The sequence below is a fragment of the Salinisphaera sp. SPP-AMP-43 genome, assembly GCF_049568105.1.
Taxonomy (GTDB): domain Bacteria; phylum Pseudomonadota; class Gammaproteobacteria; order Nevskiales; family Salinisphaeraceae; genus Salinisphaera.
The window spans coordinates 1,385,250-1,407,025 of sequence record NZ_CP145335.1 but is presented as its reverse complement, the minus strand read 5'-3'; the positions used below and the strand labels follow the sequence as shown (position 1 = coordinate 1,407,025).

Below are 21,776 nucleotides of genomic sequence, written 5' to 3'. Positions count from 1 at the left end.
AGCGAGCTAACCGCCGCCGGCCAACGCCGAGGGCGCACTGGTCTGTCGTCCGGTTAGCGCGCCCTGGGCCGAGGTCGCGCCCTGTCGACGGCTGGCCTGGCTATCGGTCGACGATACCCCGGCCGTGCAGTGGTTGGACAGCATGCTACCGGTCTGGGTGGCACATTGGACTTGGTGCGCCTGGGCCGCTTTGGCTTGTGGCCCTTGCTGGGACGATGTGGCACAGCCGGCAAGCATGATCACACCAGCCATGGCAGCTATGGCCCAGTCCTTTCTTAAATAATACATCGCTGTTTCCCCGTTTGATCCCTGCTTAAATACACCTGAAAGATCGTGCCGGTGCCCCAGTCGCGCGATACCTACATAAAAAAAAGGCCCCGCCACGGATGCGACGAGGCCCGAATCGAGCAACTCTCGACTAGAAGGAGTAGCTCAGGCGGCCATAGACCGTACGACCAATACCTTCGGCATAACGAGCGTCGTAGCCCGAGTTGCCGGCATCAGTCTGAACCGAGAACGGCGGATCCGCGTCGAACACATTGTTCGAGCCCAAGGTGAGCTGGAGGCCATTGTCGAAGCTATACGAACCGTAGGTATCCCAGGTCACATAATCGTGCACATGGGGATGGCTCGGGGAGCTATCGGCATCCTTGTAACCACTCATGTAATGGTTGATCACACCGAGCGCCATCGGCCCTTTGGCCCAACCCAACGTCACGTTGTGCTTCCAGCGGAAGATGTTGCCGTTGGAATAAAAGCTGACATTATCGATGTAATCCGAATCCTGTGCGGTCTGGTACTCATACTTGTTGATGTAGTTACCCTGCACGTCGAGACTGAAGGTGCCGTAGTCAGTCGGCACCGCGACGTTCAACTGGACCGTCTCACCGTTAGTAATGGTCTTGCCGAGGTTCGAGTTCGTGTTGTTGAAGCTATCGATCGCGTTCGTGTCCGGATCGCGGTTGAAACGATCGGAATACGTGCCGTAGTTATCGAACACATACGACGGATCGAGCGTGCTGATCTGCTGCGACAGTTCCACGGCATAGAAATCAACGCTCAGCGAGGTGTATTTCATCGGCTGAGCCACGAAACCGATGGTCCACTGTTTGGACTTCTCGGGCTGCAGATCCGCGTTACCACCGGTGTTCTGCTGGAACTGGGTATTACAGTCGCGCGTAGAAACCGCATTGCCAGTGGGGTTGCCGCCCGGGCAGAGCTCCGGATCGTCCAACGCACCTGGCGTGAAGGTCAGGTGATTGGGTTCATACAGATCATACAACGTCGGCGCGTGGAAGCCTTCGCCGTAGGACGCACGCAGCGTCAACTGCTGGAACGGCTGGTAGCGTAGCGAGACCTTCGGATTGATCGTGTCGCCGACGTCACTGTAGTTGTCGTAACGCGCCTGGGCATCCAGTTCCACGTTGAACGGCAGCGGCACGTTCAGCTCGCCGAATACGCCTTCAACATCACGATCTTCGTCCACCGATGATGCCGAGAAGCCGGAACTCGGCGCGCGGTCACCGAGATAACCATCGGTCGTGGCCGTTAGGGTCTCATGGCGGTACTGGGCGCCAAGCGCCAGAGCGGATGCACCAGCACCGAACCAGTCGCCGATCCGCCGATCGATCTTGCCATTCCAGACATAGGCCCGGGTTTTGTCGGCTTCGATCGTGCCGTGCGTTTCCGAACTTTGCAGCGCCTGACGTTGGGCCTGGGTTAGATTGGTCGTAAACGGGTTGTACTGGCCAGCGTTGATCTTGGCCTGCAGCGAGTTCGGGTCAATAACCTGATTGCCGTTGGCATCGGTAATCGTCGCACTCTGGTTGTAATAACCATGGATCAGGTTGATATCGGTACTGGCCTGGTTATAAGCGAACGACGTATCGTAGTTCACGTTCCACGGCAGCTTGCCGTCGAAGTCGAGCACGACGCGATGATATTCGTTCACGCCCTCGCTCTGACGCGCCCCGAGCGGCACCGAACGATAATAGGCCGTGACCGGCTCACTCGGATCGAAATTGGCTGCGCCCTGGGCCGCAGTCGGGCCCGGAACGATGCCATTGCCAGGGTAGAACGGCGTGCCCGGCTGAATTTCCGGGTAGCCTGAAGCCGGAGACGGCGCCGCCAGGGCGCGCGTGGTCTTGCGGGTCCAGAGATAGCTCAACGAGACTTGGTTGTTGTCGTTGATCTTGTAAGAGCCCTGACCGAAGAACGACGGCTTGTCGTACTGCTGCACGACTTCGGCGCCGCCCAGTACGGTGAAGTTCTCGTAGCAGGTTTCGCCGTCGTTGTTGACCTGCCCGAACACATTGTCACAGCCATTCGCCGCGGTCGGGTTGACGAACACACCGGTCGAGCTCTGTAAATACTGCGCAGGATTCGTGAACGACGATACCGAATTGATTCGGGGATCGAGCGGTGTAATGAAATCACGATCGTTAGCATTGATCGCGCCCTGACGCTGATAGCTCAGGGTGCCCATCACGTTCCAGCCGTCTTTTTCGAAATCGCCCTTGCCGAAGGTGGCACTGATGGTCGTGCCGTTGCCGCCGCCATCACGCGTCGGCACCGAATAATTCAGGTCGACGTTGCCGCCATCCAGATTCTTTTTGGTGATGAAGTTGATCACGCCGCCGATAGCGTCCGTGCCATACAACGCCGAGGCACCGTCACGTAGCACTTCCACGCGCTGGATGGCCGCGAACGGAATCGTATTCAAGTCGACTGCGCCACCATTGAGCGCGTTCACCGCGAGCCGACGGCCGTTCAGCAGAATCAGCGTTTTATCCGATCCCAGACCACGCAGGTTCGCGAATGAATAACCGCCAGTGTTGGACGTACCGGTACTCAGCCCTGGGCCAGCGTCGGTACTATTACCCACAATCCGCTGCATGAGCTGCGGTGTCGAAGTGACGCCCTGCTCCCTAAGATCACTGGCGTCATACGTGGTCACCGGCAGCGATGTCGCTTTGTCGGCGCTAGAAATCGCGGTACCCGTGACCGACACAGTGCCCAATTCGGTGGTCGGCCCAGTCGCCGCCTCCGCGCTCGCGGCCCCTGCGGGCGCCGCACCGGCCGGTGCGGCAGCAGCCGGCGCGGCTGGTGCTGCCACATCGGATGTGTCGTCGCTGTCGGCTGACGCCGGTTCGGCCGGTGCGACGTAGCCGTCGTCTGAGCTTTGTGCCATCACCGTGCCCAGCGGCGCGAACGCGAGCATGAAAGCACAGATCGATGCCTTGGAAGCATGCTTCCAGTCGAACGTGCCACTCACGCACGAGGCTCCGAACTTCCCAGAGGAAGTCGAGTGATCAGTCATTACGATAATCCCCAAATATTGACGTTGCCGTTGGCCGAACCCCGATGCCCGCCTATGCAAGCCGACCGGACTCAACGATCCCCAGTCGTTCGACCAACGCCTTACTGAAACGACGCACCGCAGGCGCGCCATTTTCACGAACCGACAACAGCACGGAACATGCCAAAGAGAATTTGTGCACTTGACAACGACCATAGTTTTATTAGTCGTTACAAACAGATGGCGTTTAAATTTTTTTTTCGGGTTAGACCCGCTTATACGACCGCGCCTGTATTGATCGTTGTACAGCGCTTGAACGACCGCTCTGTATTTGCACAGCCGCGCACAAAAAAAGCCCGCGCTCGAGGCCACGGGCTCATCTGTATAGCGGATTATCGGCCGGCCCAGCGATTCAAGCTTGGTCAGAGCTTCGCCCGATACAGGGTCGTTGCACCCCCTGCTGTGTCCTGGTCTTCCATATCGAGCCGCGGGGGCGGTACAGACAAAAAAAAGGGCGCCGCAATGCGGCGCCCTTTGCCCATCGGCTTGGGACGTCGGAACTAGAAGTTATAGCTCAGGCGACCATAGACCGTGCGACCCACGCCGTCGGCATAGCGCGCGTCGTAGCCGGCCTGACCGGCATCGGTCTGGACCGAGAACGGCGGATCCGCATCGAACACGTTGTTCGAGCCTACGGTCAGCTGCAGGCCGTTGTCGAAACTATACGAACCGTAGGTATCCCAGGTTACATAGTCATGCACGCTAACGTGATCCGGCACGCTGGCATAGTCGCGGTAGCCGCTGCTGTAGTGGTTGACCACGCCCAGCGCCATCGGCCCTTTGTTCCAGCCCAGCGTCACGTTGTGCTGCCAACGGAAGATATTGCCGCCCAACGTGTAGTTGCTCACGTTGTTGTAGTACTGCCCGCCTTCGGCCACCTGGGTGTCGTACTTGTTCATGTACGTGCCCTGCATCTGCAGGGTGAAGGTGCCGTAGTCGGTCGGCAGCGAGGCATTCAACTGCACGTCTTCACCGTTCAACTCGGTCTTGCCGTTGTTGAAGTTGGTGTTCTGGAACGTGTCGATCGCGTTGTTGCCGTCGCGATTGAAGCGGGTCTGGTACTGATCGTAGTTGTTGAAGATATACGTCGGGTCGAGCGTGCCGATCTGCTGCGATAGTTCCACAGCGAAGAAATCGGCCGTGAGCGAGACGTTTTTCATCGGCTGCAGCACGAAACCAGCACTCCAGCTCTTGGACTTCTCGGGCTGTAGATTCTGGTTGCCACCGATGACCTGGCGGAACTGGTTGTTACAGTCGCGCGAGCTTACGCCGCCGTTGGCCGGCGACCCGCCCGGGCACAACTCGGGGTCGTTCAGGCTGGCGCCGGTGAACGTCTCGACCTGCGGCTGGTACAGGTCGTACAGGGTCGGCGCATGGAAGCCTTCGCTATAGGAGGCCCGCAGCGTCAGCTGACGAAGCGGCTGGTAGCGCAGCGAGACCTTCGGATTGACCGTATCGCCGACGTCGCTGTAGTTGTCGTAACGCGCTTGGGCATCCAGCTCGAGGTTATCGAGAATTGGGATGTTCAGTTCGCCGAACACGCTCTCGACGTCGCGATCTTCGTCGACGTGGCTGGCCGCCACACCGGAACTCGGACTGCGATCGGCGATATACCCACCGATGTCGGAAGTCAGCGTCTCGTGCCGATACTGCGCACCGAGGGCCAACGCCGACTGACCTACACCGAACCAGTTGCCCAGATCGTGGTTGATCTTGCCGTCCCAGATATAGGCCCGGGTCTTGTCGGTTTCCAGCCGGCCAATGGTCTCGGTATGGGCCAGGATCGAACGCTCCGCCGCGGTCGGATTCGCCGTATACGGATTAAAGTTGCCGGCGTTAATCGCGGCTTCCAGCGAGTCGTTGCCGACGTACTGGTTGAAGTTGCCGTTGACCTGGTTCAGTTCGGTCGTGCCCTGGTTATAGGAGAACGCCGTGTCGTAGCGGAAGCCATCCAGGAAACGACCGGTGAAATCCAACACGACGCGATGGTATTCGTTCGTGTCTTTGTTCGTGCGGGGCCCGAGCGGATTGGCACGATAGTACAACGACACCGGGCTGCCGGTATCAAAATCGTTACTCGGCACCGGGATATTGCCCTGGCCCGGGAAATACGGCGTACCCGGCTGGATCGTGATATTGCCCGAAGTCGGCGACGGCGCACTGACCGAATACGTCGTTTTACGCGACCACATATAGCTCAACGACACCGAGTTGTTGTCGTTGATCTTATAGTTGGCCCGGCCGAAGAACGACGGCTTGTCGTATTTCTGCTGGACCTGGGCGCCGAGTGCGGTGAAGTTCTCGCGGCAGTCGTTACCACTACCCTGCACCAGCGCATCGACGCCTTCGCAGTTCTGCGCGGCCAGCGGGTTGATCAGGCCGACGCCCGTCGAGCCCTGAATATACTGACCCGGGAAGGTGTTGGCGGACGTGAAATCGATTCGCGGATCGAGCGGCGTCACGAAGTCGCGGGTATTGGCGTCGATGGCGTCTTGACGCTGATAGCTCAGCGTACCCATGACGTTCCAACCGTCTTTATCGAAATCGCCCTTGCCGAAGGTCACGCTCATGGTCTGGCTGTTGCCGCCACCATCGCGCGTGGGCATCGAGTAGTTCAGGTCGACGTTGCCGCCGTCCAGATTCTTCTTGGTGATGAAGTTGATCACACCACCGATGGCGTCGGTGCCATACAGGGCCGAAGCGCCGTCGCGCAGCACTTCGACGTGGTCGATGGCCGCGAACGGGATCGTGTTCAGATCGACCGCGCCGCCGTCCAGCGCGTTGACCGTCAAACGCCGGCCGTTGAGCAGGATCAACGTCTTGTTGGCACCCAGACCACGCAGATTGGCGAACGAGGAACCACCGGTAACAGCGCTGCCCGTACTCTGGCCGGGCCCAGCACTGGTGTTGTTACCCACCATCTGCTGCAGAAACTGCGACGTCGAGGTAATGCCCTGTTCGCGCAACTCCTCGGAGTCGTAATTGGTCACGGGCAGTGCGGTCGCCGCGTCCGGACGCGAAATCGCCGTACCGGTCACGGTCACGTCCTGGAGCTGGGTCGACTGGGCCGAACCGCCCGTCGCAGCAGCCGGGGCAGCCGCGGCAGCTGCCGGAGCGGCCGCAGCCGGGGCTTCGTCCGAAGCGGCTGCCGGCGCCGGGGCCGCGGGTGCGGCGCCGGTGGGCGCGGCCTGGCCCAGATTCTCGCTGTCATCGGCCGCCGGTGCCGCCGGGGCCACATAGTCGTCGTCGGCGTTGTTGCCGGTCTGGGCGATGGCGCCGGTCAGCGGCGCGAAGGCCAGCATGAAAGCGCAGATCGAGGCTTTCGAAGCACGCGACCAGTCGAACGGCACATACGCGCTACGCGGCTCGAACTTCCGGTCGGAAGTCGATGGATAAGTCATCAGTTATGTCCCCAATAGATCTTGACGCCGATCGAACATCCTGGCGCTGCGGTCACAGCAGCCCAGACACGAGCTCCCCATGATGTCGATCCGGTCCTAGCGTTCGTGTGGCTCCCACCACCCAAACTTTTTAAGTTCGCCTCTTCCCAAGGCGAACCCGGCGTGAACAATACGAGCGCTGATCTCTCCCTTGCCGCCCGCTTTCGATCGGCCGTTCACGTCAGCCGCCTGCGCTTTTTACCTAAGGGGGCGATAAGACGCAATACCCTTTTGGGTCAATGACATCCTGAAAAGCCGTCTGACACGAAAAAGGGCGGGCCTTATGGCCCGCCCTTTTTCTTATCACGACGCCTGCGGCGTCATGAGCGCGCTAGGCTGCCTGCGCAGCCGCCGCCCATGTCGTCACGGATTCGACAACACCGCAATCTTCTGAATACCGGAAGACTGCAAAGCCGCCATCGCCTTGCCGACCCGGCCGTAAGGCACGCCCTTGTCGGCTTGTAGCTGGGCTGCCTTCTTCGGGTTGTCCTGATGAATCTTGGTCAAACGCTGCTTGAGCTCGTCAAGATTCACCTGATCCTTATCCAGGAAATAATTACCGTCTTTGTCGACGCTGAGCACGATCGGCTTCTTGGTATCCGGCGGTGCCACGCTGTCGGTCTTGGGCAGATTGACATGCACCGCCGTGGTCACGGCCGAAGCCGTGACGATGAACATCACGAGCAACACGAGCATGACGTCGACCAGCGGCGTGACGTTCATTTCGCTCAAGACTTCGTCGTCGTCTCCACCACCACCTGACATTGCCATGGTTGATACTCCGTAAGTTGGTTTAGAACGCGGCGGTCAGACGTTTACGCGGTAGCGTGCGTCTTGTGGCCGACGGTTGCGTTGTCGTCCAGGTCAGAAGGATGTGCAAGTTGTGCGCCATCGACCTTAAACGCGCTCTGCTGGCACAGCGCATAGAAGTCGGTCGCGAAATCGTTCATCACATGTACGCCGGCCTTCATGCGACGCACCAGGAAGTTGTAAATCAGCACCGCCGGCACGGCGACCGCGATGCCCATGCCGGTGGCGATCAGGGCGTGCCCGACCGGGCCTGCAACCGCTTCCAGGCCGGTGGCCCCGGAGTCACCGATGCTGACCAGCGCCCCCATGATGCCCCAGACCGTACCGAACAGACCGATAAACGGCGCGGTACTACCGAAACTCGCCAGCACAGCCAAGCCGCCTTCCAGCGAGCGCCGCTCGCGTTCGATCTGCTGGCGCAGGGCCCGCTCGAGACGTTCGCCGCGATCGATCTGATGCGCCAGATCCTTGTTGCCCGGTGCGATGTCGCGACCGGTCACCACGGCGAATCCGGATTTGGCGATATCAGCCATCGGGCCGGCCGAGCTATCGGTCACCGATTCGCCCTGCTCAAGGCTATCGGCGGCCCAGAAATTTTTGAGAAAGCGTTTGTCCAACGCCCGCGCCCGTCCAAACTGGACAAGTTTGATTACCAGCAGCGCCCAGGTAATGACCGACAGCCCAATCAAGGACCAAAGGACGGCGGGTACCACGAATGGCGTAAGGTTGCTGCTCAGCATAGTGCGTCTCTCCTAAAAACTTGCGCAATCGCCCGATTAGTCGGGGAGGTTGAAAGTGATGTTTTGCAGGGCGTATCCCCGAATCGGCGTGTCGCCGCGCTTGGCCGGCTTGAAGCGCCACTTCTTAACGGTCTCGACCGCGGCTCGATCCAGTTCACTGTAGCCACTCGATTTGACGACCGTCACATTACCGGCCGTGCCGTCCGGCTCGACCAGAATCTTCAGCCGAACCACGCCTTCCTCATGTCGACGAACGGATCGCGACGGATAATGCGGCGGCGGATTGCCCAACCCGCGAAGGCTGGATACCGCTGGCGTCACCTTGTTCGAATTCGAAGAACTCGATTTCTTCGAAGGCTTGGGCGACGGCTCCGGCGTTGGCTCGGGCTTCGGCTCAGGCTTAGGCTTGGGTTTCGGCTTAGGCTTCGGTTTGGGCTTTGGCTTCGGCTTCGGCTTTGGTTTCGGCTTGGGCTGCTTCTTCTTCGGCGGCATTACCGCGTGCTTGTCGATCGTCGGCACCTTCTGCTGAGGCTCCGGCGGTGTCGTCATCGTCACTTGAACCGGCGGCGGTGCCTTCTGCGGCAGCGGCTGCGGCTGGTTGATCGGCGAGTGCCGATACATCCACCACACTCCGAAATGAATCAGCCCAGACAGCACGATAATGCCGACGATCTCGAACTTCGTCAGCGTCTGCCCTTGCTGGTGCGCCTTCTTGCTGTGGTTTTCGGAACCATCCGTCATCACGTAGTAGTCGTCTCTTGCTCGGTTACAACGGCATCGCCCGACCAGGCAACGCTCGGATATGGCTTACGCCGGTTAGCAACATGCATGCCAGACTCTCGAGCGCTCGATGTATTGTATCTAACAGCAATCGAGGTACGGCCGCGCTACAAAATAGTGCATCGCGGTCCTGCGTGCTACCAATCGATCCAGAGAGGAGGCTGTTCCGGCATGGCTGGGCCGTAACGAAAGCCAGAACATCGAAAGTCGCTGCGGCGAAGCCTCGAGACGGCCAGGCCGGGCCCGGAACACGGCCCATTTCTTCATCGGCCTTCTGCGCGAAAGCACGAACCGGAAGCCCAAAGCGATCATTGGTCGGGGCAGCAGGATTTGAACCTACGACCTTCTGCTCCCAAAGCAGACGCGCTACCAGGCTGCGCTATGCCCCGACTGGGAGTACCGATTCTATCTTTCTTGGTCTCAAAGTGCCATGCCGCCGACAAAATACGCAGCAACGGCCTACGCCGTATATCTGCTATGCGTAACGCCAGCCGAACTGGCTGGGTTGTCGTGCAAGCAAATCAGACGCCGCCGAACCGGGCGATACGCACCTCATCCAATCCCCTAAATCAGCGGGTATGATCGCATGAAGTTCGCTCGTGCGCTGTTCTGGTGCATTCGACTTTCGACTTAGACCTGGCTGCCCCGATTGCGGCCATGGGCGAAAACTCAAGGCAAAACACACCCCATGCCGCAGGTCAGCCCTGCGCCGTTTGGGACCGCACAGCGCTTACAAACGGGTTGTCTCGGGCCGGTGTCGGCCCGAGTACATGCATACTGGGCGCACGGCATAGCGCGAGACATGAATCATGCTCTATACGCCGTGTCGCTATCGAAACGGTACGGCCGCGAGCCAGCCGGTCGCACCCCGGTATGCTCGACATCGAAAGCGGCGACTGGCCGCAACACCGAGGCAGCAACGCCGGATATGGCGTCTTCGAACCGCGATTGACGTTTCTGCCGGCCGATAAATTGTCGGGGGGTGCGGGGCATGCGAAAATCCGCCGCTCATTTAAGTCTGTAGCGCTCTTCTATGTCGGCTCGATTGATCGATGGCAAACGCATCGCTTCGGAATATCGCGCCGATGTTGCGCGCACGGTGGCCGCAAGACGGGAAGCTGGCCAACGAGCGCCCGGTCTGGCCGTGATACTGGTCGGTGACGATCCGGCCTCTCAGGTCTATGTCGGCAAAAAGATCAAAGCCTGCGAAAAAGCCGGGCTGGTTTCACATGCGGTGTATCCGAACGCCGATATCAGCCAGGCCGAGCTGCTGGCACGGATCGACGAGTTCAACGACGACGACACCATCGACGGCATCTTGGTTCAGCTGCCCTTGCCGGCCCATATCGACGCCAGCGCGGTGATCGAGCGTATCCGACCGGACAAGGACGTCGATGGTTTTCACCCGTATAACGTCGGCCGTCTCGCGCAACGGGTGCCGCTGTTAAGAGCCTGTACGCCGCTCGGCATCGTGCGGCTGCTCGAATCGGTGCATGAATCGTTTCACGGCCGCCAAGCGGTCGTGGTCGGGGCATCGAATATCGTAGGCCGGCCCATGGCGCTGGAATTTCTACTCAAAGGCGCTACCACCACGGTCTGTCATCGATTCACTCGTGATCTGGCCTACGAAGTCAGCCAGGCCGAGATTCTGGTGGTGGGCGTCGGCAAACCGGGACTGGTCAAAGGGGAATGGATTCGAGAAGGCGCGACCGTAATCGACGTTGGCATGAACCGGCTCGACTCCGGCAAGCTGGTCGGCGATGTAGAATTCGACAAGGCCGCCGAACGCGCGGCCTGGATCACCCCGGTACCCGGTGGAGTCGGCCCGATGACGGTGGCCATGCTGATCAGCAATACATTGCGCGCCGCTGAAATGCGCGAAGCCAAGCGCGCCGACGCTTCGAGCTAGACCACGTTCTGCGGCCGGTACAACCGATCGCAGCCCAGATCGGTTGGGTACGCGTCTGCGCTTGGCTAGAACGCGCCGTCGCCCTCGTCACTGCCGGGCTCAAATCGCAGGCCGCAGCGGCGCGATCTGTCTTACCAGTATCAGCGAACGGCCGTCGCGCCACAGTGGCCGCTCTCGCTTGCCCTGGCCTTATCTGATCCAACAGTCGTAAGCCGCCAGCGGCCGGATAATGACCCGTTCGCCTCCGGTCGGGCGTCTAGCGCGCTCTTCCACCGGGCGTTGATAGCCAAGGCAGGCGACGCGACCGATCCCGGATGGCCGGCGTTTTCGAAGACAGACTCACCGCCGAGTCGAGTCTTGATCACCGGCGGGCTAAGCTATGCCGGGCATAGCGCTGGACACGAACGTGCCTGTCGGCGACCGGCCCGGGACAGTTTCAAGCCGCGCTCGTATCAACCACCGCGGCGCCACTTGGTGCCGTCCGGCGAATCTTCCAAGGCAATACCGGCCTCGGTCAGTTGGTCGCGAATCCGATCGGCGGTCGCGAAATCACGATCGGCCCGAGCCTGCCGGCGTTGCTCGATCATGGTCTCGATGGCCTCGGCCGCGAGCCCGCCCTGTTCGGCATCGCCAGACTGCAGGTAAAACTCGGGGTCTTGCTGAAGCAAGCCAATGGTCGCCCCCAGCTCACGCAGACCGGAGGCCAGAGCAGCCTGGCGCGCACGATCCTCGTCGCCGGCGCGGTTGGCTTGACGCGCCATATCGAACAGCACCGCGATCGCGGCCGGGGTATTCAGGTCGTCTTCCATTGCTTCGTGAAAGCGCGACCGGAATTCGGCGTTGGCCTGAGGATCGATCTCGATACCGTTGTCGGCCGCGTCCGGCGCATCACGCAGCGTCGTGTACAGCCGGGCCAGCGCAGCCGATGCACTATCCATGGCCTGGGCATTATAGGCCAGCGGACTGCGATAGTGCGTGGACAGCACGAAATAGCGAACCGACTCGGCATCGTATTGCTTGAGCACCTCGCGCAGGGTCAGGAAATTGCCGAGCGACTTCGACATCTTTTCGTCGTCGACGGTCACGAAGCCATTGTGCATCCATAGCCCGGCATAGCGCTGGCCGGTCGCGGCCTCACTCTGGGCGATTTCGTTTTCGTGGTGCGGAAACTGCAGATCGAGGCCGCCGCCGTGGATATCAAAGGAATTGCCCAGGCAGTGGGTCGACATCGCCGAGCACTCGATATGCCAGCCGGGACGTCCCAGGCCCCAAGGCGAATCCCAGCTCGGCTCTTCCGGCTTGGCGGCCTTCCAGAGCACGAAATCGAGCGGATCGTCCTTGGCTTCGTTGACCGCAATCCGAGCGCCGGAGCGCAACTCGGCCGGACGACGTCCAGATAGCGCCCCGTAGCGATCGAAGGTCGACACGTCGTAGTACACATCGCCGTTGTCGCCGACATAGGCCGCTCCCCGCTCGATCAGGCGCTCGATCATGGCGATGATTTCCCCGACATGACCGGTCGCACGCGGCTCGACGTCCGGCGCGATCAGGCCGAGTGCGGCTTCGTCCTCGGCCATGGCCTCGGCAAACCGCTCGGCGATCGCGGCCGGGGTCTGGCCGATTTCGGCTGCGCGCTTGATGATCTTGTCGTCGATATCGGTAATATTGCGGACGTAGCGTACCTGCCAGCCCGTCGCGCGCAGATAGCGCACGAACATATCGAAGACGACCAAAAAGCGTGCATGTCCCAGATGGCAATAATCGTAGACCGTGATCCCGCAGACATACAGCCGGACCTGGCCGGGTTCGAGGGTGTGCAACGCTTCGCGCTGACGGCTGAGGCTGTTGTAGAGATGCAGCATGACACAGGCTATTGCGGACGGATCGGCGCACAGTCTACCGCGTCGGTCGAGCCTTGCGCCCGCCCCCGCGCGAGCACTGGCCGATGAGATGGATCGTCTGGCCGCTGGTGGGGGTACTGCTGCTCGGGTTGGTTGTGCTGTCGCTGCAGCCGGGCATGGATGCGGTCTGCGTGGTGCAATCGGTGCACGACCGTTTGCGGCATAAGCACGACGGCTGGTCGTGTGTTCATTATGCCGCGGCGCGTGGCGACATGGCTGCCCTGGACGCCAGTGTTGAGCAAACCGATACGCCTATCGATGCCCGTACCGAGTCCGGCGCGACTCCCCTGGCTCTAGCCGCGGAACGCGGACAGTTGGCCATGGTCAAGCAGCTTCTGGCCCGGGGGGCGGATATCAATGCCGCGGATACCCGCCGTCGTACGCCGCTGTATCGCGCCGCAGCCAAGGGGCATCCTGCCGTGGTCCGCGCCTTGATCGCCGGCCACGCTACCATCGATCAGCCGAACGAGAGCGGCCAGACCCCGCTATGGATCAACGCAGCCCGTTCGCCGACCAACAACACCGAGATCGCGCATAGCCTGGTTCGTGCCGGGGCCGCGATCGATCGTGCCGACACACGAGGAGATACACCGCTTATGGCTGCTGCCCGGGCCGGGCATAGCGATGTACTGGCCTATTTGCTGAATGAAAACGCCGATCCAGCCCGGCGCAACGGGCAACAGGCCACCGCGCTATTGCTAGCGATCCGCCAGGGCCATACCGAGGCGGTTCGACAGCTGCTGGCCCGTGGCGCCGATCCGAATGCGAGCGTGCATGCGACCAGCCCACTGGCGGTCGCCCAACGGGCCAATCGCGCCAAAATCGTGCGACTTCTGCGCGCTAACGGTGCACGCGAATAATCCGAGCGCCAGTCAATCGCCAGCGAAGTGATCCCAGCCCGCGGGGGCATCGAGGTCGGCGAAGGCAATCGGCTGGCCGGCGGCATCGAGCAGACGCCGACCCGGTGCTGCATCGATCCGGCCGATCACGGTCAGCGGGCATTCCAATGCAGCCTCGGCGGCCGCTAGCGAGCGACGATTTAGGGTGACACAGAGTTCGTAATCGTCGCCGCCGGTCGCCTGCAAGCGACGGCGTGCACGAGACTGCGGCGGCACATGCTCGGCCAGTGCCTCCGAACACGGCAGGCGATCGAGTTCGAGGGTCGCACCGACGCCGCTGGCCTGACAAATATGCTCGATATCGGCCAGCAAACCATCGGACAAGTCGATCGCGGCATGTACGTGGCCGCGTAGCGCAGCGCCCTGGCGCACCGTTGGCCGGCGCAATCGATCGATCAGATACTGCGTTGCCCGCGCTGCGGTGGCGCGTTGTGGCCAGAACGCCAGTCCAGCCGCGGCATCGCCTAGGCTACCGGTGACCGCGATCAAATCGCCGGGGCATGCCGCGCTGCGGCGCAGCGCCTGCCCGGCCGGCGCCTGCCCGATCGCGGTCACCGAAAGCATCAGCTGATCACTGCCAGTGGTATCGCCGCCAATGATATCGATCGCCTGCCCCCCGATCGCAGCCTGAGCCCCATCGATGAGCGCGTCGCACCACGATGCATCCAATTTCGGGGCCGAAAGCGATAACGTCAGCCAGGCCGGCTCGGCGCCCATGGCGGCTAGATCGCTCAAATTCACGGCGATGGTTTTATAACCGATATCGACCGCAGGGGTGTCGTCGGGAAAATGTCGTCCAGCGATCAGGGTGTCGGTCGTGATCGCCAATTCCCAGCCGGGTCTGGGCGCGACAAGCGCGCCGTCGTCGCCGATGCCCAATCGGGTATCCGGCCGCCGAGCCGCCAGGCGCTGGCCGAGGGTCGTGACGAGTTCGAATTCACGCATCGGGCGCGATCCGCGTACCGTTCATGCGCGAGCTGCTCGGTATGACGCCGATCCAACACGGCGCCCGTGGTGATCGGGTTGCCGTGTTCAAGCCAAGTACAACCCAGGCGCCCACGGCACGGTGACTAGCCGCGGCGTGAACGCGACGTTTCGGTCGGCCGTAGATCCTTGGCGGTGGCATCGAGCACGCCGTTGACGAAACGATGCCCATCGGTGGCGCCAAAGATCTTGGCCAAATTGGTCGCTTCGTTGATCACCGCGGCGAACGGAATTTCCATGCATTCACGCAGTTCGTAGGTTGCCAGCAGCAGAATCGCGTATTCGACGGGATCGAGCTGGACCGCAGGCCGGCTTAGATGCGTATCGAAGGCTTGTTCCAGACCACTGACGTCGTAGACCACACCGCGCAGCAACATCTCGAAATAATCGCGGTCGAGGTTCGACAGTCGCCCGGCCTGGCGAAACTGGCTCAGCAGCGCACCGATGTCGGTGCCCGACATCCGCCACTGATAGATCGCCTGGACCGCAGCCATGCGTGCCCGGATACGCGCGCCACCCGGCATCTTTGGCGGCAGCTCGGGCAGCTGATCATCGTCGTTATCTGCATTGTCTGCGTTGTCGGCGGCATCGCCGAGCGACTGATCGCGGATCGCCATGGGCGGAGTTACTCGTCTGCGTTATCGATCTGGCGAAGGACGTTGATCATCTCAACGACGGCACTGGCCGCTTCCGCGCCCTTGTTGTTGTCTTCATCGGGTTGTGCACGGGCATCGGCCTGGGCCGCGGTATCGGCGGTAATCACGCCAAAGCCGACCGGTAGACTGTACTCCAGGGCCGTCGCCGACAGGCCTTTAGCGCATTCGCCGGCCACATAGTCGAAATGCGGCGTATCGCCACGGATCACCGCGCCGAGCGCGACGATACCGTCGTAATCGCCCGATTCCGCCAGCCGATCAATTGCCAGCGGCAGCTCGAAGGCACCGGGCACCTTGACCACCGTAAGGTCGTCGTCATCGACGCCACAGTCGGTGAGCACATCGATCGCACCATCGACCAGCCGGTCGACAATATCGCTGTTCCAACGCGTGGCCACGATCGCGATTCTGAGATCGTTGCCTTCGAATTCACCTTGGATGGTCTGCATGATCGATACTCCCGGTTGGCCGCCGCGCATTATGGCACGAGCGAGGGGCCATCGTGCGCTCGAATTGGATTATTCGTGGCCGCTGATGCGAGCCAGGTAGCGAGCGATCACATCGATTTCGATGTTGACGCGGTCACCGATGCGCCGCGCGCCCAGCGTGGTATGGCTCATCGTATGCGGGATGATGTTCACGCCGAACCGCCGGCCGCTGACTTCGTTGACCGTCAGGCTGATGCCATCGACCGCGACCGACCCCTTCGGCGCGACATAATGGGCCAGCTTTTTCGGTACCGAAAAGACCAGTCGCCAGGAACGGGCATCCGCGACCATTTCCTCGAGCACCCCCAGACCGTCGACATGCCCGGCGACCATATGCCCACCGAGCGGCTCGCCGGCGCGTAGCGGTGCTTCCAGATTGATTTTGGAGCCGATTTTCTGATCACCGAGAGTGGTCAGCGCCAGCGTCTCCTTAGACACATCCGCCGCAAAACGACGCCCTTCGATTTCGGTTGCCGTAAGGCAGACGCCGGATACGGCGATGCTGTCTCCGATCGCGATCGGGCCGAGATCGGTGTCGCCGATATCGATAGTCAGACGGGTATCGCCACCCGCCGACTGTTGCTCGACGATCTCGCCGAGCCCTTTAACAATGCCCGTGAACATTCTGGATTCTCTCTTTTACAAGTCGTCGCGACCGGTTGGGTGCCGGGCAAACAAAACATTGATATGACACGTCGGGATAGCCTTTCGGCGCCCCCCTCATACAGCGTGAAAGCCTATGGGTGCGAGACCATGACCGCCCTGTCGGGCAAACGGGCCAACACACGCTGAAACCGGTCGGCGAATCGCCACCCGGCCGACCCCTGCCATCCTCAAACAATCGATCGGTCACTCCGAGTGTGGGTGGGCCAATCGCGCGGTAATACGCAGGTCGGCACCGATCGGCTCGACATTATCGAACACCAGCGCCTTGGCATCGTCCAGTCCGAACGCGCCAGCCAGCGCCATTAAGGCACGGCCGCCATCGCCAATCAGCAGCGGTGCCACATAGATTACGAATTCGTCGACCAGCCCAGCGCGAGTCAGGGCCCCGGCCAGGGTCGGGCCGGCTTCGACTAGCAGGTCGTTGATCTCGCGCTCACCCAGCATCGCCAGTACTCGCGCCAGATTGAGCCCGTCCTCATCGCGCTCGATCGGGACCACCTCGGCGCCGGCCTGTTCGAGCTCGCGCCGGCGTTCGGTATTGTCGCTCGCGGTCGCGATCAGCGTCGTACCGTCCAACGCCAACATGCGTGCCTCGGCCGGCGTGGCCAAGTCGCTGTCGAGCACGACCCGTAGCGGCTGGGCCCACGGCCCCTCCAGGCGAACATTCAACGACGGGTCGTCGGCGGCCATGGTTCCACGGCCGATCATCACCGCCCCGGATTCGGCCCGCAGGCGATGCACGTCGTGGCGAGCGGCCTCGCCGGTGATCCACTGGCTGCTGCCGTCCGCGGCCGCGGTACGCCCGTCCAGGCTCATGGCGAGCTTGACCCGCACCCGCGGTCGGCCGCTCGTCATGCGTTGATTGAAACCGGCATTGAGCGCGGCACAGCGATCGGCCATGACACCGGTGACGACGTCGATTCCGGCCTCGCGCAGCGCGGCGATGCCCCGGCCGTCGACCTCGGGATTCGGATCCTGGGCGCCGATCACGACCCGGGCCACGCCGGCCTCGATCAAGGCCTGGGTACAGGGCGCGGTACGCCCGCTATGGCTGCAGGGTTCCAGCGTGACGTAGACGGTCGCGCCCTTAGGGTCGTTACCCCGAGCGCGCGCGTCCTCGAGCGCCCGTACTTCGGCATGCCCTTCTCCGGCGCGCTCGTGCCAGCCTTCGCCGCGCACCACGTTGTAATGCGTAATGACACAGCCAACACGTGGGTTCGGACGGGTCGAATACCAGCCACAGCGGGCCAGTTCGAGCGCCCGCTGCATGAAAAAGTTGTGAATCGCGCGGCGCGGTTCGATAGCACTCACTCTTTGGACTTCCCGATATCGATCAAAGATAGCTGTCCACTGTCGCGCCCCGGAGTCGATTCTAGACGCTCGATTTCTTCACGAAACGCCTGAACGTCCTCGAACCGGCGATACACGGAAGCGAAGCGGACATAGGCAACCTGGTCGAGCTCGCGCAGCTCGTCCATCACCCATTCGCCCAGCCGTCGCGAAGGCACGTCTCGTTCGGGATCGCTACGTAGACGCTGCTGGATATGGCTGATCGCGGTATCTACAGCATCCGGGCCCACCGGGCGCTTGTACAGCGCCCGCGTGATCCCGCGCCGCAGCTTATCGGCGTCGAACGGCTCCGGAGTACCGTCGTTTTTGACGATCCGCGGCAACAACAGTTCGGCGGTCTCGAAGGTCGTGAACCGAGCCTGACAGTTCGGGCATTCACGACGCCGCCGAACCTGGCTGCCCTCCGCGGCCAGCCGGGAATCCACGACCCGGGTGGCACGCTCATCGCAGAACGGACACCGCACCTTCGAGCCCTCGCCTAGCAGCTGCGCCGATCAGGCCGCGCCAAGCGCTGCCGTACGATACACCGGATAGCGCGAGCACAGCTCGGCGACCGCCGAGCGCACCCGGGCGACCTCGCCGTCGACATCGCCGTTCTCGGCCAGCGCATCCAGCACGTCGCAGATCCAAGTCGCGACCTGCTTCATGTCGTCGACGCCAAAGCCACGGGTGGTCGCCGCCGGGGTCCCGATACGCAGCCCGGAGGTCACGAACGGCGAACGCGGGTCGCCCGGCACGGCGTTCTTGTTGGCCGTGATGTGGGCCTGGCCGAGCAGCGCTTCGGCATCCTTGCCGGTGATATCGCGCTTGACCAGACTGACCAGCATCAAATGGTTGTCGGTGCCGCCCGAGACCACGTCATAGCCGCGCGCGACAAATACGTCCGCCATCGCCTTGGCGTTATCGACTACGCGCTGGGTATAGCTCTGGAAGTCGACATCGAGTGCTTCCTTGAACGCCACCGCCTTGGCCGCGATCACATGCATCAGCGGGCCACCCTGGGTACCGGGGAAAACCGCCGAATTGAGCTTCTTGTAGAGCTTGGCATCGCCCGCTGCCGACAGGATCAGACCGCCCCGGGGGCCACGCAGGGTCTTGTGGGTGGTGGTGGTCACCACATGGGCATGCGGCAGCGGACTCGGATAGACGCCGGTCGCGACCAAGCCGGCCACATGCGCCATATCCACCAGCAGCCAGGCGTTGACCGAGTCAGCGATTTCGCGCATCCGCGCCCAGTCGATCTGGCGCGAATAAGCCGAAAAGCCGCCGATGATCATCTTCGGCTGGTGTTCCCGGGCCAGGCGTTCGATCTCGTCGTAGTCGAGCTTGCCGGTATCCTCGTCCAGACCGTACTGCACGGCATGGTAGTTCTTGCCCGAAAAGTTGGGCGCCGCGCCGTGGGTCAGATGGCCACCGGCATCCAGGCTCATGCCCAGTACCGTGTCGCCGGGCTGTACCAGGGCCAGAAACACGGCCGCATTGGCCTGGGCGCCGGAATGCGGCTGGACATTGGCGAAATCGCAGTTGAACAGCTGGCAGGCACGGTCGATGGCCAACTGCTCGGCCACATCGACATATTCACAGCCGCCGTAGAAGCGCTTGCCCGGATAGCCTTCCGCATATTTATTGGTCAGCTGCGAGCCCTGGGCCTCCATGACCCGGGGGCTGGTGTAGTTCTCCGAGGCGATCAGCTCGATATGATCTTCCTGGCGCTGATCTTCGTCGGCGATGGCGGCGGCCAGTTCTGGATCGAATTCTGCGATGCGCTGGTCATCATGAAACATGTTGAAACTCCGCTTAAGCGAAAACGAAAGAGATCACACGAACGCGAGACGTACGCGAGCGCGCAACCGGCTCGAAAGCTGTTTGCAACCGTGCCAGTCTAGCTGAGCGGCGCGCTGTTCTTCAGGCGCCGTCATTTGTGCTGCCTGCGCCAGCCGCGCTGGTCGCAGTCGAGGCATCACGGTTGCGCAGCCGAATACCGAGTTCCCGCAACTGACCGGCATCGGCCGTGCTCGGCGCACCGGTGAGCAGGTCGGTCGCGGTCTGGGTCTTGGGGAAAGCAATGACTTCGCGGATCGAATCCGCACCGGCCATCAACATCACCAGACGATCCAGACCGAAGGCGATACCGGCATGCGGCGGCGCTCCGAACTTGAGCGCTTCCAGCAAGAAGCCGAACTTTTCTTCGGCCTCTTCACGGCTGATTCCAAGCACATCGAAAGCCGCCTGCTGCATTTCCGGCGAATGAATACGCACCGAACCGCCACCGACCTCGGAGCCGTTCAAGACCATATCATAAGCCTGGGCCTTGGCTTCATGCGGAGCCGCCCGCAGCGCATCCGGATCATCCAGCGCGGGCGCCGTAAACGGATGATGGGCGGCATACCAACGCTTGGTGGCCTCGTCGTATTCGAACATCGGCCAGTCGACGATCCACAGCGGCGCCCAGTCGCCGGACACCCGGCCCAGGTCGTGGCCGAGCCGGACCCGCAGCGCACCCAGCGCGTCGTTGACTACGGTGGTCGAATCGGCGCCGAAGAACAGCAGATCGCCGTCGGCCGCGCCGGTGCGCGCCACGATCCCGTCGATCGCGTCGTCCGAAAGGAATTTGAGGATCGGCGAAGCCATGCCTTCGCGGCCCTTGGCGACATCGCTGATCTTGACGTAGGCCAACCCCTTGGCGCCGTAGCGGCCCACGAAATCGGTGTAGTCGTCGATCTGCTTGCGGGTCAGGCTGGCGCCGCCCGGCACGCGCAGTACGGCCACCCGGCCGGTATCGCTGTTGGCTGGGCCGGAAAACACCTTGAATTCGGCGTCGGCCACCAGATCGGCGATATCGACCAGTTCCAGGTCGATCCGCAGGTCGGGTTTGTCCGATCCGAACCGCCGCATGGCCTCGGCATAGGGCATGCGCGGGAATGTATCCGGCAGGTCGACGTCGAGCACGTCCTTGAACAACGAACGGATCATCTGTTCGTTGAGGGCCATGATGTCATCGGCGTCGACGAACGAGGCCTCGATATCGATCTGGGTGAACTCGGGCTGGCGATCGGCTCTGAGATCTTCGTCGCGGAAGCAGCGCGCGATCTGATAATAGCGATCCATGCCCGAGACCATCAGCAGCTGCTTGAACAGCTGAGGTGATTGCGGCAGCGCGAAGAAATGCCCGGGTTGGGTACGGCTCGGCACCAGATAGTCGCGCGCGCCTTCCGGGGTGGCCCGGGTGAGGATCGGGGTCTCGATATCCAGGAAACCGAGATCGTCCAGCGTACGGCGGACGGTCCGGGTGACCTGGGCACGCAGCTGCATATGCCGCTGCATGCGCGGCTTGCGCAACTCGACATAGCGATAGCGCAGCCGTGCGGCATCACCCACCGTTTCGGTTTCGTCGAGCTGCAGCGGCGGCGTTTCCGAGGCGTTGAGCACTTCCAGCGAGGTGGTATAGACCTCGACCTCGCCGGAGGCCAGATTGCGGTTGACCGTACCCTCGGGCCGGGCCCGTACCCGGCCGGTAGCCTTAATCACGTATTCGCTGCGCAGGCGCTCGGCCGCGGCAAAGGTCTCGGCCTCGTCCGGATCGAATACGACCTGGATCAGACCGCTGCGATCACGCAGATCCACGAAGATCACCCCGCCGTGATCGCGGCGCCGGTGCACCCAGCCGCAGACGGTGATTTCGCTGTCAATCGCGGCGGCAGTCACTTCGCCGCTGTAGTGGGATCGCATCATGGCGCGCGCCTCAAAGCCTCGCAAAAGAGCGCGAGTCTACCAAGACCGCAGGGCCTGCCGGTA

Annotated in this window: 17 protein-coding genes and 1 tRNA gene; 2 read left to right on the top strand and 16 right to left on the bottom strand. The window is 62.0% G+C overall.

Annotated elements, in window-relative coordinates; all coding sequences use genetic code 11:
• Positions 1 to 6 precede the first annotated feature (6 nt).
• The 7 genes from V5738_RS06015 to V5738_RS05985 form a co-directional block, all read right to left on the bottom strand.
• Entirely contained in the window at positions 7 to 288 is a 282-nt protein-coding gene (locus V5738_RS06015) for a hypothetical protein (RefSeq protein WP_423823507.1), read from the bottom strand.
• A gap of 130 nt (positions 289 to 418) precedes the next feature.
• Positions 419 to 3,274: a TonB-dependent receptor gene (locus tag V5738_RS06010; RefSeq protein WP_423823505.1), complete on the bottom strand. Its 2,856-nt coding sequence runs from the start codon at positions 3,272 to 3,274 to the stop codon at positions 419 to 421.
• Positions 3,275 to 3,858: 584 nt separating this feature from the next.
• The gene (locus V5738_RS06005; protein ID WP_423823504.1) at positions 3,859 to 6,759 is read right to left on the bottom strand and encodes a TonB-dependent receptor; all 2,901 of its coding nucleotides are present in this window, start codon (positions 6,757 to 6,759) and stop codon (positions 3,859 to 3,861) included.
• Positions 6,760 to 7,161: 402 nt separating this feature from the next.
• Positions 7,162 to 7,563: an ExbD/TolR family protein gene (locus V5738_RS06000; RefSeq protein WP_423824139.1), complete on the bottom strand. Its 402-nt coding sequence runs from the start codon at positions 7,561 to 7,563 to the stop codon at positions 7,162 to 7,164.
• A 50-nt stretch (positions 7,564 to 7,613) separates the two neighbouring features.
• Positions 7,614 to 8,348, bottom strand: coding sequence for a MotA/TolQ/ExbB proton channel family protein (locus tag V5738_RS05995; protein ID WP_423823503.1), 735 nt, complete (start codon positions 8,346 to 8,348; stop codon positions 7,614 to 7,616).
• 36 nt (positions 8,349 to 8,384) lie between these two features.
• Complete coding sequence (locus V5738_RS05990) at positions 8,385 to 9,089, bottom strand: energy transducer TonB (protein ID WP_423823502.1); 705 nt, start codon at positions 9,087 to 9,089, stop codon at positions 8,385 to 8,387.
• Between the two features lie 351 nt (positions 9,090 to 9,440).
• A tRNA-Pro gene (locus tag V5738_RS05985) sits at positions 9,441 to 9,517 on the bottom strand.
• A gap of 644 nt (positions 9,518 to 10,161) precedes the next feature.
• Here V5738_RS05985 and folD point away from each other — a divergent pair.
• Positions 10,162 to 11,037, top strand: coding sequence for a bifunctional methylenetetrahydrofolate dehydrogenase/methenyltetrahydrofolate cyclohydrolase FolD (folD, locus tag V5738_RS05980; RefSeq protein WP_423823501.1), 876 nt, complete (start codon positions 10,162 to 10,164; stop codon positions 11,035 to 11,037).
• A 452-nt stretch (positions 11,038 to 11,489) separates the two neighbouring features.
• Here folD and cysS read toward each other — a convergent pair whose 3' ends face one another.
• Positions 11,490 to 12,899 carry a cysteine--tRNA ligase gene (cysS, locus tag V5738_RS05975; protein WP_423823500.1) on the bottom strand — a complete coding sequence of 470 codons (1,410 nt, stop codon included), beginning with the start codon at positions 12,897 to 12,899 and terminating at the stop codon, positions 11,490 to 11,492.
• An 83-nt stretch (positions 12,900 to 12,982) separates the two neighbouring features.
• On the opposite strand from cysS, the gene V5738_RS05970 reads away from it, so the two are divergent.
• Positions 12,983 to 13,798 carry an ankyrin repeat domain-containing protein gene (locus V5738_RS05970; RefSeq protein WP_423823499.1) on the top strand — a complete coding sequence of 272 codons (816 nt, stop codon included), beginning with the start codon at positions 12,983 to 12,985 and terminating at the stop codon, positions 13,796 to 13,798.
• A 12-nt stretch (positions 13,799 to 13,810) separates the two neighbouring features.
• Here V5738_RS05970 and thiL read toward each other — a convergent pair whose 3' ends face one another.
• The 8 genes from thiL to aspS all read right to left on the bottom strand — a co-directional run bounded on the left by thiL (position 13,811) and on the right by aspS (position 21,710).
• Positions 13,811 to 14,782: a thiamine-phosphate kinase gene (gene thiL, locus V5738_RS05965; protein ID WP_423823498.1), complete on the bottom strand. Its 972-nt coding sequence runs from the start codon at positions 14,780 to 14,782 to the stop codon at positions 13,811 to 13,813.
• 125 nt (positions 14,783 to 14,907) lie between these two features.
• Positions 14,908 to 15,438 (bottom strand): transcription antitermination factor NusB, encoded by a 531-nt coding sequence (gene nusB, locus V5738_RS05960; protein ID WP_423823497.1) that lies wholly within the window; start codon positions 15,436 to 15,438, stop codon positions 14,908 to 14,910.
• An 8-nt stretch (positions 15,439 to 15,446) separates the two neighbouring features.
• Positions 15,447 to 15,926 (bottom strand): 6,7-dimethyl-8-ribityllumazine synthase, encoded by a 480-nt coding sequence (gene ribH, locus V5738_RS05955; RefSeq protein ID WP_423823496.1) that lies wholly within the window; start codon positions 15,924 to 15,926, stop codon positions 15,447 to 15,449.
• 69 nt (positions 15,927 to 15,995) lie between these two features.
• Complete coding sequence (locus tag V5738_RS05950; protein ID WP_423823495.1) at positions 15,996 to 16,589, bottom strand: riboflavin synthase; 594 nt, start codon at positions 16,587 to 16,589, stop codon at positions 15,996 to 15,998.
• Between the two features lie 225 nt (positions 16,590 to 16,814).
• Positions 16,815 to 17,942 (bottom strand): bifunctional diaminohydroxyphosphoribosylaminopyrimidine deaminase/5-amino-6-(5-phosphoribosylamino)uracil reductase RibD, encoded by a 1,128-nt coding sequence (ribD, locus tag V5738_RS05945; RefSeq protein WP_423823494.1) that lies wholly within the window; start codon positions 17,940 to 17,942, stop codon positions 16,815 to 16,817.
• The gene (gene nrdR / locus V5738_RS05940; RefSeq protein WP_423823493.1) at positions 17,939 to 18,445 is read right to left on the bottom strand and encodes a transcriptional regulator NrdR; all 507 of its coding nucleotides are present in this window, start codon (positions 18,443 to 18,445) and stop codon (positions 17,939 to 17,941) included. Before nrdR ends, ribD begins: the two co-directional genes overlap by 4 nt.
• A gap of 30 nt (positions 18,446 to 18,475) precedes the next feature.
• Entirely contained in the window at positions 18,476 to 19,765 is a 1,290-nt protein-coding gene (gene glyA / locus V5738_RS05935) for a serine hydroxymethyltransferase (protein ID WP_423823492.1), read from the bottom strand.
• 121 nt (positions 19,766 to 19,886) lie between these two features.
• Complete coding sequence (gene aspS / locus V5738_RS05930; RefSeq protein ID WP_423824138.1) at positions 19,887 to 21,710, bottom strand: aspartate--tRNA ligase; 1,824 nt, start codon at positions 21,708 to 21,710, stop codon at positions 19,887 to 19,889.
• Positions 21,711 to 21,776: the final 66 nt, after the last annotated feature.

Coding starts and splice junctions, on each gene's coding strand:
- V5738_RS06015 (WP_423823507.1), bottom strand. CDS start 288: ATGTATTATTTAAGAAAGGACTGGGCCATAGCTGCCATGGCTGGTGTG.
- V5738_RS06005 (WP_423823504.1), bottom strand. CDS start 6,759: ATGACTTATCCATCGACTTCCGACCGGAAGTTCGAGCCGCGTAGCGCG.
- V5738_RS06000 (WP_423824139.1), bottom strand. CDS start 7,563: ATGTCAGGTGGTGGTGGAGACGACGACGAAGTCTTGAGCGAAATGAAC.
- V5738_RS05995 (WP_423823503.1), bottom strand. CDS start 8,348: ATGCTGAGCAGCAACCTTACGCCATTCGTGGTACCCGCCGTCCTTTGG.
- V5738_RS05990 (WP_423823502.1), bottom strand. CDS start 9,089: ATGACGGATGGTTCCGAAAACCACAGCAAGAAGGCGCACCAGCAAGGG.
- folD (WP_423823501.1), top strand. CDS start 10,162: ATGTCGGCTCGATTGATCGATGGCAAACGCATCGCTTCGGAATATCGC.
- cysS (WP_423823500.1), bottom strand. CDS start 12,899: ATGCTGCATCTCTACAACAGCCTCAGCCGTCAGCGCGAAGCGTTGCAC.
- V5738_RS05970 (WP_423823499.1), top strand. CDS start 12,983: ATGAGATGGATCGTCTGGCCGCTGGTGGGGGTACTGCTGCTCGGGTTG.
- thiL (WP_423823498.1), bottom strand. CDS start 14,782: ATGCGTGAATTCGAACTCGTCACGACCCTCGGCCAGCGCCTGGCGGCT.
- nusB (WP_423823497.1), bottom strand. CDS start 15,438: ATGGCGATCCGCGATCAGTCGCTCGGCGATGCCGCCGACAACGCAGAC.
- ribH (WP_423823496.1), bottom strand. CDS start 15,926: ATGCAGACCATCCAAGGTGAATTCGAAGGCAACGATCTCAGAATCGCG.
- V5738_RS05950 (WP_423823495.1), bottom strand. CDS start 16,589: ATGTTCACGGGCATTGTTAAAGGGCTCGGCGAGATCGTCGAGCAACAG.
- glyA (WP_423823492.1), bottom strand. CDS start 19,765: ATGTTTCATGATGACCAGCGCATCGCAGAATTCGATCCAGAACTGGCC.
- aspS (WP_423824138.1), bottom strand. CDS start 21,710: ATGCGATCCCACTACAGCGGCGAAGTGACTGCCGCCGCGATTGACAGC.